Annotated in this window: 7 protein-coding genes; all 7 read left to right on the top strand. The window is 42.7% G+C overall.

Annotated features, from left to right (window positions below; all coding sequences use genetic code 11):
* The first annotated feature begins 5 nt into the window (after window positions 1–5).
* On the top strand, window positions 6–4,190 hold the full coding sequence (locus J4N24_RS01320; protein WP_207531837.1) for a hybrid sensor histidine kinase/response regulator transcription factor: 4,185 nt from the start codon (window positions 6–8) through the stop codon (window positions 4,188–4,190).
* Between the two features lie 384 nt (window positions 4,191–4,574).
* The gene (locus J4N24_RS01315) at window positions 4,575–7,748 is read left to right on the top strand and encodes a SusC/RagA family TonB-linked outer membrane protein (protein ID WP_207531836.1); all 3,174 of its coding nucleotides are present in this window, start codon (window positions 4,575–4,577) and stop codon (window positions 7,746–7,748) included.
* Window positions 7,749–7,769: 21 nt separating this feature from the next.
* Window positions 7,770–9,341 carry a RagB/SusD family nutrient uptake outer membrane protein gene (locus tag J4N24_RS01310; protein ID WP_207531835.1) on the top strand — a complete coding sequence of 524 codons (1,572 nt, stop codon included), beginning with the start codon at window positions 7,770–7,772 and terminating at the stop codon, window positions 9,339–9,341.
* 18 nt (window positions 9,342–9,359) lie between these two features.
* Window positions 9,360–10,391, top strand: a complete 1,032-nt coding sequence (locus tag J4N24_RS01305) for an IPT/TIG domain-containing protein (RefSeq protein WP_207531834.1) — start codon at window positions 9,360–9,362, stop codon at window positions 10,389–10,391.
* Window positions 10,392–10,578: 187 nt separating this feature from the next.
* Window positions 10,579–11,814, top strand: a complete 1,236-nt coding sequence (locus J4N24_RS01300; protein WP_207531833.1) for a glycoside hydrolase family 27 protein — start codon at window positions 10,579–10,581, stop codon at window positions 11,812–11,814.
* A gap of 35 nt (window positions 11,815–11,849) precedes the next feature.
* Window positions 11,850–13,076, top strand: coding sequence for a glycoside hydrolase family 26 protein (locus J4N24_RS01295; RefSeq protein WP_207531832.1), 1,227 nt, complete (start codon window positions 11,850–11,852; stop codon window positions 13,074–13,076).
* Window positions 13,077–13,347: 271 nt separating this feature from the next.
* Window positions 13,348–15,252, top strand: a complete 1,905-nt coding sequence (locus J4N24_RS01290) for a sodium:solute symporter family protein (RefSeq protein WP_207531831.1) — start codon at window positions 13,348–13,350, stop codon at window positions 15,250–15,252.
* Window position 15,253: the final 1 nt, after the last annotated feature.

Raw genomic sequence — 15,253 nt, 5'->3', positions numbered from 1 at the left:
TGTTTATGTTTACAAGACTGATAATCATTTTACTAGTTTCCTTCAATATAAGCAGGGGTTATGCACAGGGGCATTTATATCATTTTTCTCATCTGACAATAAAAGACGGGCTGCCTCATAGCCAGATAAATTGCATTTATAAAGATCAGAAGGGGTTCGTTTGGTTTGGCACTATGGCAGGCCTTGCCCGTTATGACGGCTATTCGTTCAGAACTTTTCAGCATAGATCATCCGACTCTACAACAGTTGGCGATAACGACATAAGAAGTATAGCGGAGGGGCCGGGCGGAAAGCTTTGGGTAGAAAGCAGAATTGGAAATCAGGTTTACGATCCAGGCACCGACCGTTTCTCTTCTGTTACTAACGAGCTTAGAAAAATAAATATTTCAGAAAACTCTGCACGCGGAGTAAGAAAAGACAAGTTAGGTTGGTATTGGTTTATCTCGCTTAATACCGGCCTCTATCATTATGATCCCAAATCAAATGAAACCGATTATTTAAACCACGTTCTTCGTGATAAATACAGTATATCAGCCAGTCCTATCATCGATCTGCGGTTTGGAACTAGAAACGACATCTGGATTATTCATGCGGATGGTCTATTAGAAAAAATAGACAGAGCAACCCTTAAGGTTGTAAAGCGGGTACATGTTCAAAGCAATGTTATTAAGACTGAAAATGATACCTACAGGATCTTTGTAGATAATGATGGTGATCCTTGGGTGTACGATAGTATGTTTTCTCCCGGTGTATTTCTGATCGACGCTGCTTCTGGCTCAATTACTACAATTAACAAGGCCTCGTCTCCGCTTCGATTGAGCTCTAATATCGTTTCAGGTATTGTTCAGGATGATAAGAATAAGTTATGGGTTGCAACCGATCACGGCGGTCTTACTTTGCTGGATAAGGCAAATTTGAAAGTAGAGTACATTTCGAGCCAGGAAGATAATGACAAGTCTTTAAGTCAGAATAATCTCTCAACCATCTACTACGATAACACCGGCACGGTATGGGTTGGCACTTATAAAAGAGGAGTTAATTATTACCATCCAGGAATCGTTAAGTTTGATCTGATAAAGCACTCCAGTTCTCCTAATAGTCTAATTTATAATGATATTAACGATTTCGTTGAAGATAGATCGGGGAATTTATGGATCGCTACCAATGGAAAGGGGCTTGTATATTTTAATCGCAAAACAAGGACTTTCAAAACCTACCAGCACAATCCTTCCGATCCTCAAAGCCTGGCTCATAATGCAGTTGTAAGCTTATATATTGACAAAACCGGGAAGCTTTGGGTGGGGACCTACTCCGGTGGACTGGATTGCTTCGATGGAAAAAACTTCCTGCATTTTAAAAATAATCCTTCCAATCCCTCCAGTATCAGCGATAACAGGATCTCAGCAATTTATGAAGATTCTGCAAATAGATTTTGGGTGACCACCATGGGAGGGGGTATAAATCTTTTTAATAGGAACACCAAAACGTTTAAAGCCTTTACCCTGCAGGGAAAGCAGCTCAACTCTAATTACGTGTTTTGTATCTTAGAAGATTCAAAGGGAAGTGTTTGGTTTGGAACCGGCTACGGACTAAGCGTACTGGACCGGGGTGCAAAAAAGTTTAGAGCCATTATCAATAGTGGAGATAACGGAAATAGCCTAATCAATAATACGATTAACTGTCTCAGGCAAGACAGAGCCGGGAACATCTGGATCGGAACGAGAGAAGGCTTAAGTATTTATACCCCCTCTAAGAAACGGTATATAAACTATACCACCGAAAATGGCCTGCCAGACAATAATATTCAGGAGTTGGAAGAAGATCGTAAAGGCGCTTTTTGGATAAGTACCTCGAACGGATTAACAAAGGCAACCATTGGAGACAAATCGACACTTAGCCTGCGCTTCACAACTTTTGATGAGAGCGACGGACTTCAAGGGAAGGAATTTAACCGGAATGCTTCTTTAAAATTAAGATCCGGAGAATTGGTTTTCGGGGGTGCCGATGGTTTCAATCTTTTTGATCCCCAAATGGTCAAAACCAATAAAACCAAAAGCCCGGTTTATATAACCGACCTTCAGCTCTTTAACAAAACAGTGCAGGTCGGAGAAGCTATAGATGGGGATATTATTCTCAGGCAGTCCATCCTTGATACCAAAGAGATTGTTTTGAAAAGCTACCAGAACGTTTTCACCATAGCTTTTGCTTCCCTTAACTATTTGGAAGCGCACAAAGTTAAACATCAATATATGATGGAAGGCTTTGACCATCAATGGACCACCGCCGATAATAATATTCGTAAAGCAACTTACACCAATCTAGACCCCGGAGAATATACTTTTAAGGTACGAGTATCCAATCCTGATGGTACATGGACGGAAAATGCAGCCTCATTGAAAGTTCGGATTTTGCCCCCTTTCTATAAATCTTCGTGGGCTTATGTATTATACGCATTGGCCTTTATTGCCTGTTTGTACCTGTTGAGACAAAGAGGCATTCGGAAGCTCAAAGCTGAATTTGCAGCAGAACAGGAAAAGTTGGAAGTGCAAAGGCTTATTGAACAAGAGAAAGCGGAAGCTCGGCTGATCATTGAGCAGGAAAGGGTTGAAGCAATGCGTTACAGAGAACTCGATGCTCTGAAAATTAAATTCCTTACTAATATCAGTCACGAATTCCGTACGCCTCTTTCTTTAATTCTGGCTCCTGTAGAGAAATTGCTTAAGCAGAATACTGAAGATAAAAAGGCCTTGGAGCAGATCGGTATGATCCAACGCAATGCGCGAAGACTCTTACACTTGGTAAATCAGTTGCTGGATTTCCGGAAGATGGAGTTGAAAGAGTTAAGAGTGCAAAAGCGACCTGGGGACTTTGTGAAGTTTGTGAAAGAGATTTCTTTTTCTTTTAAAGACATTGCAGAACAGAAGAATATCCAACTTTCATTCAATTCGGCATTCGAAGGCCTTCTATTCTCCTTCGATCACGATAAGCTGGAACGTATCCTGTTTAACTTGCTATCGAATGCTTTTAAGTTTACCCTCGAGAATGGCAAGGTGAACGTTGCGCTTGACCTGACTGCCGACGAAAAGGTAGAAATAAAAATAAGGGATACGGGCATCGGCATTGAAAAGGACAAGCAGGACAAAATCTTTGAAAGCTTTTTTCAGAGCGAGATTCCTGATGTCATTATTAACCAGGGAAGCGGTATAGGCTTGTCTATTGCAAAAGAATTTGCTCGCTTGCACAGAGGAGATATTGTTCTAGAGAGTGAGCTTAATTTCGGAAGTTGCTTTACGGTTATTCTTCCGCTTGAAAGGGTTTCTGAACTCACAAAAACGGAGGACTTACTAGAAGAAATCCTAGTTGAAGAAAAACAACCTGCAGACATAATGAAGCCAGCAGAAATGGTGGTTTCCAGTAAAAAGCTGACAGTACTAATAGTAGAAGACGACGTTGATTTCAGGTTTTATCTTAAAGACAACCTGAAAGAAGATTACAATGTTATCGAAGCCAATAATGGGAAGGACGGATGGCAGAAAGCCTTGTTCTATCACCCTAATATCGTTGTTAGTGATATTTCCATGCCTGAAATGGGAGGTATTGAACTTTGTAAAAAGATCAAAAGCGATAACAGGACCTTCCATATTCCAGTGATCTTGCTGACGGCGATGACAGGGGAAGAAAGTCAACTGAAAGGACTGGATTCGGGTGCCAATGACTATATGACCAAGCCATTTAGTTTCGAGATCCTTCAAACCAAATTACGTAACATCCTACAACAGCAGGAATCCTTCCGTAAAACCTATCAGAAACAGGTGGAAGTAAAACCAGCAGATGTGGAACTAGAATCGGCAGATGAAAGGTTCCTGCAAGAAGTCATACAGATCATTGAAAAGAATATCTCCAATACCAATTTTTCTGTAGACGAGCTTAGTAGCCTCCTATATGTAAGCAGGGTTACCCTTTACAAACGGATCCTTAACTTAACAGGCAAAACTCCTCTAGATTTTATTAAATCCTATCGCCTCAAAAGAGCCGCCCAATTGCTGGAAAGAGGAGATTTTACTATTTCCCAGATCTGTTACAAAGTAGGATTTAAAACCTCCAAAAATTTTGTAAAATCCTTTAAAGCCGAATTCGACGTAATACCTTCCAAATACGCGGAGAGTAAGGAACATAGCGGGGAGGAATGATCGGCGGAGAGCTTTACCTGCCACTTGCGTTGAATTGATTTTTCCAGAGGCACACGCCAGTCAACAAACGCAAAAAGAATCCCCATATTCTCCTCGATTTTCATTAAGGCAATGGTTTAACTAGTTGATTATAAGTATCTTTTTCGTGGTTTAACATTTGAGACCCTGTTTTTTAGCAATACAGTTTTGTAACCAATCTACTTTTACTTCACAAACCAATTACTAACCAACAACATCAGTGGAGCACTGAAACCTTTGTTAGTAAGCGAAAAATTAACCGGGTAAAAAGATGACTAATTATTTAAACAAATGAAACCATGAAGTGAAAAATTTACTAAAAACAAGTTCGACCAATTATGACAAATTCCAAAAATGCTAATCAACATGAAGAAAGATAATAGTATAAAATTTATTCCACTGGTATGCCTCCTGCTAGCTCTGCTATCAGTATTTGGGGCCTATGCTCAAGATACCCGGGTGATAACCGGTATTGTTATAGATGATACGGGATTGCCTCTCCCCGGCGCTTCTGTTAAACTAAAAAATGGAACCGCTTCAGCTCAAACAGCGGATAATGGTAGTTTCTCGATCAGGGTTCCCCAAAGTAATGCAGTGTTGCAGATCTCCTTTGTTGGCTTTCAAACAAAGGAAGTAAGTGTAGGAAACAACAACATTGTGAAAGTAACCCTAAATCCATCTGCGAGTAACAAGCTGAACGAAGTTGTGGTTATAGGTTACGGCGCAGCAAGAAGAGCCGAAATAACTTCATCCATTGCCTCAGTATCAGAAAAAGACATTAAAAATACACCTGTTGCAGGTGTTGATCAGGCAATTCAGGGTAAAGTAGCCGGCGTTACTATAAGTACTAACGGTGGTCAACCTGGAGGCGGTGTTTCCGTACGTATCGGGGGTATTACCTCTGTAAATGGCAACGAACCCCTTTATGTTATCGATGGTGTTCCTATCGGCGGTGCGCCAAGTACCAATTTCACAGACGGAGGTGCTGGAGCTGCCCAAACCGCTCAAAGTCCACTTGCGAATATAAATCCAGCTGATGTGGCCTCTATTGATATCCTTAAAGATGCATCAGCTCAAGCTATTTACGGATCCCGCGCTGCTAATGGGGTTGTAATTGTGACAACAAAAAAGGGTAGGGCAGGTGAATCGAAGATTTCCTATGACGTATTTGCTGGTGTTTCTCAGATTCAGAGGAAGCTTGACATGATGAACCTAAGTCAGTTTGCTCAATATGAGAATGAAGTGCTCGAAGAGATTGCGACTGTAAACGAGAATTCCTATGTACCAATTCCTGAATACCGGGATCCATCTGTATTGGGAAAAGGAACCGACTGGCAGGATGCATTATTTCAAAGAGGGAACACGCAACAACATCAGGTTTCATTCTCAGGAGGAGCCAATAAAACAACCTATTATACCTCTGTAAATTATTACGATCAGTCAGGTGTGGTTATTGGTTCTGGCTTGAAGAGATATGCCATACGGGTCAACCTGGATCAGCAGGTGAAAGATTGGTTTAAGGTGGGACTAAATTCAACCTTCACCCGTTCTAATCAGCAAGTTTCATTAACGAATGGTTCAGCTACCCCTATCAGTGTTGCCGTATCAAACAGCCCTGCTGCTCCTATTCTTGTTGGTGATCAATTCGCACCTGCAATTCGCATCGGTGGCTATAACTTTGGTGAAAACCGTAATCCAATAGCTCTCGCTTCCCTGAGAGATATTCGTAACATTCAGGCGAAGGCCTTAGCAAGTTTATATGGTGAGGTTTCGCTAAGCAAGAATTTCTCTTTCAGGTCTCAGCTTGGAGTAGATTATTCAGTCAACGAAGGCAATTTTTTCGAGCCGCAATTAATTTACGGCACTACTGCAATAATCCCTGTTAGCCGGATCAACTTATCAAGAGGAATAGCCTCTTTCTGGAGTATAACCAACTATCTAAGTTATAATCAGAAATTCAATAAGCATAACGTCTCAGCTCAATTAGGACAAGAAGCCTGGGAGTCTAAATGGGATGGTTTAAGTGCAGGCAGAAGAGATTTGAACCTGAACTTCCAATCCATCGCTGCAGGATCGGCGGTAGGGCAGGAAACCGGGGGAAGTTTAAGCGAGCAGGCAATGGCTTCATATTTTGGCCGTGCCGGATACTCTTACGATAATAAATACTCGGTTAACTTCTCTATCAGAAGGGACGGTACATCCTATTTCGGTCCCGATAACAGGTATGGTTATTTCCCGGCCGTTTCTTTCGGTTGGACAGTTACTAACGAGAAGTTTGCTGATAACTTGAAACTGTTGAATTATTTGAAGTTCCGCTTTGGCGCAGGTGCTGTAGGAAGAGGTGTAACTAATTATGCAAATGCCTATACTGCGGGGTTAAGACAACAAACAGGTGCATTTGGTCCCGGAAGCTGGCCTAGTAATGTTCCTAACCCAGCTTTAAAATGGGAATCGGTAAATACCTATAACGCCGCTGCGGATGCAACCCTTTTTAATAAGAAACTGGAACTAACCATTGACGTGTACAGGAAAATTACTACCGATATGCTTTTGCCATCTAATTTGCCTGCATTTACCGGAATTGGAACCAATTGGGATGATATTCAATCTCCGATTACAAACGCTGGCAAGATCCAAAACACTGGTATCGATGTTTCGGCTACTAGCTACAACATTCAACGGGGGCCTTTTACCTGGAGAACCTCCTTTAACATTACCCATTATAAGAACGTGCTGAAGGAGTTGAATGCAGGTACAAGTGCAATTACTTATTCAGCTACTGATGCCCTGAATGCTGACCGGGTTGTTACAAGAACGGTTATCGGCAAACCGGTAGGTCAGTTTTACGGATACATTGCAGATGGTCTGTACAGGTCCGAACAGGAAATTAACAGCAGTGCCAGAAATCCACTAATTGCTATCGGACCAAAAGGTATTTGGATGGGCGACGTGAAATACAGGGATCTTAGTGGACCCAATGGTAGTCCTGACGGAAAGATCGACTCCTATGATATCACATCTATAGGTAACCCCAATCCGAAGTTCACATTTGGTTTAACCAATAACTTTACTTTCAAAAGCTTTGATCTTTCTGTATTCCTTCAAGGCAGTTATGGAGCAGATATCTTAAATTTCACCAAGCTATTGACAGAGGGTTCATACAAAGTTTACTATAACCAGTCGGTAGACGTTTTAAACAATCGTTATTCTGTTAATAATCCTCAAGGTTCATTGCCTCGTTATAATCAATGGCATGGCGACAACCTATCTTTATCCTCAAGGTTTGTAGAGGACGGCTCCTACTTAAGAATACAGAATGTAACACTAGGGTATAACTTACCTAAAACATTGATCAGTAAAGCGAAGATTTCTAACGCTAGAGTGTTCATTCTGGGCCAGAACCTATATACCTTCACAAAGTACTCCGGCTTAGATCCGGAACTGGGCTCATATAATAATAATGCCCTGATGTCTAATGTTGATAATGGCAATTATCCTAATCCCCGGACTTTTACCATAGGAGCTAATATCACATTCTAACCATTACTAACGAAATCAGAAATGAAACATAAATTATTAGTCCTGCTAACAGCGGCCACTTGCATGGTCTCCTGCAGCAAAGATTTTCTAGAAAAACCAGACCCTAATGCTCCTACACTGGAGACATATTATACAAACGCTGCACAAGTGGAGGGAGCAACCGGTTTGCTATACGGTGCAGCCTGGCAACCTTTCATGGATCGTGCCTGGTTAAGTATAGGAGATATCATGGGCGGCACAGGGATCACTTCTGGTCCTGGTGATTATGCCCCCTATATGAACTTCACCGTATCTGAAAACGATGCCCAGGTAATGAAGGCCTGGAAATCGTTCTACAAAGTAGCTGGCGTTTCAACTATACTCATCAATGCCTTCGAACAAAAGAAAGCTAAAATTGGAGACCAGGAATTTTTAAATAAGGGAATTGCAGAAGCAAGGTTTATGCGGGCCGTTGCCTACTTCTATCTGACGAGAGTATTTAAAGATGTGCCTATCATTACAGATCCTGTAGCTCTGGCTGCCGGTTCAGACTTCAATGTTCCCAGGCATAAACAGGCCGACGTATTAAGATTCATCATAGAGGATCTGAAAGCTGCAGAAAGCGGGCTTCCTTTAATAACCTCAATTCCAAGGAAAAGGGTAAATGCCTATTCTGCCAAAGGGATGATGGCCAAAGTTTACTTGTACATGAAGGATTATGCCAATGCAAAGGAAAAAGCATGGGAAGTGATAAAATCCGGTCAGTATAAGTTATATCCCGACTACTACCAGTTGTTTTCAACTGCTGCAGCAAATGGTAATGAGGAGTCTCTTTTCGCTTTTCAATGGATAGAAAATGGCGATTGGTCTTCTGCAAATCACGTTCAAACCAACATAGGTCCTGGTGCTCTTCTTGACCCTCTGGGAGCAGGCGGTTATTCTTCTGTAGTCCCTTCTATTAATTTACTTACGGCCTTTGAACGAGGCGACTTAAGGCGGAGAAGCGTAATGGAGCATGGCTTTCATCGTACCGATTGGGTGAACAATAATTTTCCCACGGGTTTTACCTACGATACCCTGACCACAGACAACTCCAAAAGAAGTTATACAGCAACACGTACAAATACTGCTAAATACATAGTTGGGCCCGGCGACGGCGTCACAAAGGTTATTGGTGTAAGTAATAACATGTGTACCTATGTTTTGAGATACGCGGATGTTCTGCTCATATATGCTGAAGCCGTTCTAGGAGACAATGCATCTACCTCAGATGCAACAGCGCTGGATGCCTTTAACGAAGTTCGTAAGAGGGCTGGATTTACAGAAAGAAAGACCTCAATAACGAAGGACATGATCCTGCATGAGAGAATGATCGAGTTCAATTTTGAAGGCGAGTTCTGGTTCGATGTCCAGCGTCAGGGCTTTGCAAAAGCAAAGGAAATCCTTGAAAACCAGGAACGTGGTGAGTATGTAACAAACAACGGTGTAAGAACTATTAATCATGCAGATGTTAAAGGATATTTTACATCAGAAAGCCAGTTGTTCCTTCCAGTTCCTGCCGCTGAGATCTTATTAAACCCAATGTTAGCTCAGCCATCAGTAAACTATTATTAACCTTAAAAGGAAATTGAAATGAACTTATTAAAATATATCCGGATAAATTGCACGGCTGCAATTGCCGGGGCCTGTATCCTCTTTACTTCTTGTGAAAAAGACTCTAATGGCATGAACGAGTCGGGTCCGGGAGAGCTCAATATTCAGGAGGTGGGCCCGGGAGAAGGCTCAGGAGGCGACGTTCTGATTGTCAAGGGTTCGGGATTAGGAGCCATAGAGAGCGTTGTGTTCGAGAAAGACAGCGTACCTGCAGGATTCAATCCTGTATTTAATAACGAGAACGCTATTGTGTTCCGCGTACCGGATACAGCAAGCGGCGGTCCTCAAAATATTATATTCACGAATAAGGCTGGAAAAGTTGTAAGAGTACCTTTTAAAGTTATCGCCCTTCCAACAGTCAGCGAGGTATCAGCGAAAGATGTTGAGGCAGGATCACGGGTAACGCTTACTGGAATAAACCTTGAAGATGTAAGCAAAGTGCTGATTGACGGAACCACGGATGAAGCTGTTGTGGTTTCAAAATCTAAGAAAGAACTGGTGATAGATATGCCAGCAAGTACACAAAGCCGCGCAAAGCTCTTAATCACCAATTCTTCAGGTACCAAAGCAACAGAGCAGGAGGTGGTATACATCTCCAATGCCTACCAGATTTTTACTGAAGGGCAACCAGCGAATGTTGATTACTGGGGATGGAGTATTAATTATGCAACTGCAAATACCTTTTCTGTGAGTGGTTCCAATTCCCTGAAGGCTACCTACACTGGTTCATGGGGAGGATTTCAGTTACACATGAAGAATCCGGTAGATCTGGCACAATATAAATACGTTACATTCTGGGTAAAGGGAGCTGAGGTTGATAAGGTAATAAGCTTTAACTTCAACTGGGCCAATACTCAGGCGCTTAATATCCCAGCTAACAAATGGACCTATTTCAAATTCGACCTCGATTTATTCAAAGGGTCCGGAGTTTCTAAACTCGACGACTTTATTATGCAGGTTAACGGCGATCCGGCTACCTTTTATCTGGACAATATTCTCTTGGTTAAATAAAGCAGGCTCTACTGCACCTATCCCTGGTTGCATAGGCAACCAGGGAGTTTATGGCTTGAACCACCCTCTCTTTCGTGTGGCTGGCCCGGATTATTCCGGGAGTATAAGGGTGCGTCCGTAAACGGGGAACTATCCTTTCGATTAGAGTTGATTTGAACATTAAACAAACACTTAGATAATTAATAAAATGAGAAAAACAATACTTGGCCTGGTTGCGGCATTGGGCCTATCCTTAAGCGGCTTCGCCCAGGGAAACAACTATGCTCAAAATTACACCAAGTTTGAAGGCCTGGCTTTAACTCCGCCTATGGGATGGAACAGCTGGAATAAATTTGCCTGCAACGTGGATGAAAAAATGATACGGGAAATCGCAGATGCCATGGTATCGTCCGGAATGAAAGACGCGGGTTATACCTATATCAATATCGACGACTGCTGGCATGGAGACAGGGACAGTCTTGGCTTTATTCACCCCGATCCCAAACGCTTTCCTTCAGGAATCAAGGCCCTTGCTGACTATGTTCATGCAAAAGGGTTGAAACTGGGAATTTATTCTGATGCAGGATCCCAAACCTGCGGGGGCCGTCCTGGCAGCAGAGGTTTTGAATTCCAGGATGCACAAATGTATGCGAAATGGGGTATTGACTATTTGAAATACGATTGGTGTAATACAGAGGGGCTAAAAGCGGAAGGCGCTTATAAAACCATTGCTGCTGCATTACGCAAAGCAGGAAGGCCGATTGTATTGAGCATCTGCGAATGGGGAACTGATAAGCCCTGGGAATGGGGCCAGAATGTCGGCCACTTGTGGAGAACTACAGGAGATATTTTCAACTGCTTTGATTGTATCGAAGATCATGGTACCTGGAAATCCTGGGGAGTTATGCAGATCCTTGACAAACAAGAAGGACTTCGCGAGTACGCTGGACCAGGGCATTGGAACGACCCGGATATGCTGGAAGTAGGGAACGGAATGCCTGCCAATCAAGACCGGGCTCATTTTTCTATGTGGGCAATGATTGCTGCTCCTTTGATCTCAGGCAATGACCTAAGAAACATGAACAGGCAAACGGTAGAGATATTGACTAATAAAGAGGTTATCGCCGTTGATCAGGACGAGTTGGGAATCCAGGGATTCCGGCATAGTGTGAAAGACAGCGTTGAAACATGGTATAAGCCATTGAAGAACGGCGATTGGGCAGTTTGCTTCCTTAATCGTTCTAAAAGTCCTAAGACCATAGAAATGAACTGGGAGGCCAATACGATCAGCGATTCTTTTGCCAAACGGGAGTTAAACGCCCGGACTACGACATATAAGGTTCGTAACCTATGGTCGAAAAAAGATCAGGGCACTACGAAGAAGGTCTTAAAAGCCAATATACCTGCACAGGATGTATTGATGCTAAGATTAGGAAAAAGATAAGAGTGGTTGATTAAAAAATAAATAAAGCACGCAATATGCATTTTAACAAAATAGCGGTCTTCCTGATCCTTGCAGGTTTCTGTTTAGTTTCCTGCAAAAAGAAGAGTGGAGGAGAGCCAGCTCCTGAGCCGGCACCAGAGGAGACGGAGGTAGTGCCTGAACTATCGACAGTGAAGTTATGGTTGGTAGATAAAAATGTCACACAAGAAACAGCCTGGCTCTTCTATAACCTGAAAAAGGTTTCGAAGAAGAACATCCTTTTTGGACACCAGGATGCAACCAAAAGGGGAGTAATAAATGCATCAACAGGTTGGGCAAACGAACAGCATCTTCCGGCTGTATCAAAAGAAAGGTCAGACGTTAAGGATGTTACCGGCTCTTACCCTGTAGTTTACGGACACGACTTTAATTATATAGCCGGATGGGCAGAAGGTGGATGGTTTGATTACGAGAGAAAGATTGCCAAAGAGTTAACGATAGAGGCTTATAACAGGGGAGGGATAAATACCTATTCCTGGCATTACAGCAACCCCGTTTCAAAAGGAAGTTTCAATTGGAATGAATCGCCAGTGGAAGCAGTAAGTAAAATTCTTCCTGGCGGATCGCATCACGAGGTGTACAAAGGCTCCTTAAAGCAGATTGCGGACTATGCTAAATCCCTTGTTGGAGCAGACGGCAAGCTCGTACCTGTTATCTTCAGGCCTTTTCATGAAATGGATGGGGCCTGGTTCTGGTGGGGCAAAACGCATTGTACTCCTGCCCAATACAAGGAGCTTTTTCAATTTACGGTTAACTACCTTAAAAACGAACTTGAAGTTCACAACTTCCTTTATTGCTGGTCGCCGGGTGGAGAATATAATGGCTTAACGCAATACCTGGAGTTCTACCCCGGAGATGATTATGTTGACATTATAGGTACCGATAACTATGCCTTGAATAGCAATGTAAGCAATTCCACCATTTCTAATAAACTAAAGATCGTTTCTGATTACGCCAAACAGAAGAATAAAATAGCTGCCTTTACCGAAGCGGGACAGCAAAACCTGACCACTACTAACTGGTACACGCAAAAACTTCTTGCCAGTCTGCAATTGCAACAGATTGAAATGGCTTATGTGCTGGTTTGGGCTAATACAACTTCGTCTTATTGGACACCTTACAAAAATCATCCGGCTGAGGCTGATTTTGGTGTGTTCAAAAGCAGTTCTTATGTAATGTTTGCTTCAGAGCTCAAACGGCAAATGTACACGTCTCCAAAGTAGACGAAAATATATACTAAAAGTTGGTTTATGGTAAAGCAGGTCTCCCAATTCGGAGCCTGCTTTTTTTATACAAGCCCAGCCTATCCTTTACACTCAGCCTGGGTCATATATAGCGTATGATCCGATTGTAAATAAACATTTCGACCCCCTTTTTTAAGCAATAAGGCCTTTAATCCTGCTCAAATTTGATCCATTAATTAACAAATGAGTAGGCCGGAAGTGCCCATTCTACTCGCCATTATAAACAAACGAAACAATTGCATCAGGAGAAATGAATTTAACACTTATCGACGTCTCATTGATCGTCTTTTACCTCATTATGATGGTAATGATCGGTTGGTATTATCGCAATAAAGCCCGCCAGAACAAGGAAAGTTATTTGATGGGAGGAAAGAAATTACCATGGTATATGCTGGGATTAAGCGATGCCTCAGATATGTTCGATATCAGCGGGACAATGTGGATGGTCTCCTTATGCTTTGTATATGGATTAAAAAGTATCTGGATTCCCTGGCTTTGGCCGGTTTTCAACCAGGTATTCAATATGATGTTCCTGGCGAAGTGGCTACGCCGTTCTAATGCCGATACTGGTGCAGAATGGCTGGCTACCCGCTTCGGTCTCGAAGGGAAAGGCGTAAAAGCTTCACATAATATTGTGGTAGCCTTTGCCCTGATCGGTTGTCTTGGTTTCCTTGCTTACGGCTTTGTAGGCCTGGGCAAATTCATTGAGATCTTTGTTCCATGGAATATCGTGCAGCCCTATCTGCCCTTTTATGTTCCTGCCAGCTACGTAGCGCATTTCTATGGGATCATATTTACCCTTTTCGCCATGTTCTACTCCATTCTGGGTGGCATGCACAGTATTGTTTTAGGCGACGTGATCAAGTATGCCATCATGACTGTGGGTTGTATTGCCATCGCCATTATTGCGGTAAGTAATCTGCAAGGAAATGATCTGCATGTGCCAGAGGGATGGCGTGATCCATTCTTCGGTTGGAAGCTGGATCTGGATTGGAGTAATATCATACCAGCAGCAAATAAAAAGATCGAAGAAGACGGGTTTGGTCTGTTTGGAATATTTTTCATGATGATGTTGTTTAAAGGAGTGCTTTCGAGTTTGGCAGGACCAGCACCGAACTACGATATGCAGAAAGTACTATCTACCCGCTCTCCTGAGGATGCCTCTAAAATGACCGGCTTCGTTTCAATTGTGCTGCTTCCGATCCGTTACTCCATGGTGATAGGCCTTACTGTTCTTGCCTTACTGTATTTCAATAAGCTTGACATTACTACTGAAAGTGGAGCTTCTGACTTCGAACGGATCCTTCCTGCAGCTATCAATACCTTTCTGCCGGTGGGTATACTGGGACTTGTGTTAACAGGTTTGCTAGGCGCTTTCATGGGAACATTTTCTGGTACGTTGAACGCAGCTCAGGCTTATATCGTGAATGATATCTACCTTAAATACGTTAATCCCGGGGCTTCTACTCAAAAGATCATCTCTGCCAACTACCTGGTAGGTATTGTGGTAGTGGCTATCGGCGTAACCCTAGGCTTCTTTGCCAAAGACGTCAACAGTATCCTTCAATGGATAGTGGGGGCGCTCTATGGTGGTTATATCTCAGCAAATGTGCTTAAGTGGTACTGGTGGCGCTTCAATGCCAACGGATTCTTCTGGGGAATGGCAGCAGGAATTGCCGCGGCCCTTGTTTTCCCTTTTATTTTTCCGGATACTTTACCGCTTTACGTATGGCCTTTGTTATTCCTTATTTCTCTGGCCGGTTGTTTATTCGGAACATATTCTGCGCCTCCAACAGACGAAGCTATCCTTATAAAGTTCTATAAAACAGTGCGTCCCTGGGGATTTTGGACACCTGTTCTGGAAAAGGTAAAAGTCGAAGATCCCTCATTTGAACCAAACCGGAATTTTAAGCTCGACATGTTCAATGTAGTTGTAGGTATAGCAGCCCAGCTTTGCCTCACCGTACTTCCCATGTATCTCATTCTCGGTATGAAAATGCCTCTTTTAGTAACAGTGCTGGTTTTGGTAGTGTTGGGAATCATTTTAAAGCGAACCTGGTGGGACAAACTTCAGGCTGAAGCCCGGGAATCTAAAGAAAAGGCAGCGAAGGAATTGGTCCCGCTTACAGAACCCGTTTACCAGAGCTTCCGGTAGA

Origin of the sequence: Desertivirga arenae (genome assembly GCF_017355785.1) — a bacterium.
In the GTDB taxonomy this organism is placed as follows: Bacteria; Bacteroidota; Bacteroidia; order Sphingobacteriales; family Sphingobacteriaceae; genus Desertivirga; species Desertivirga arenae.
This window is presented reverse-complemented; position numbering and strand designations above follow the sequence as displayed.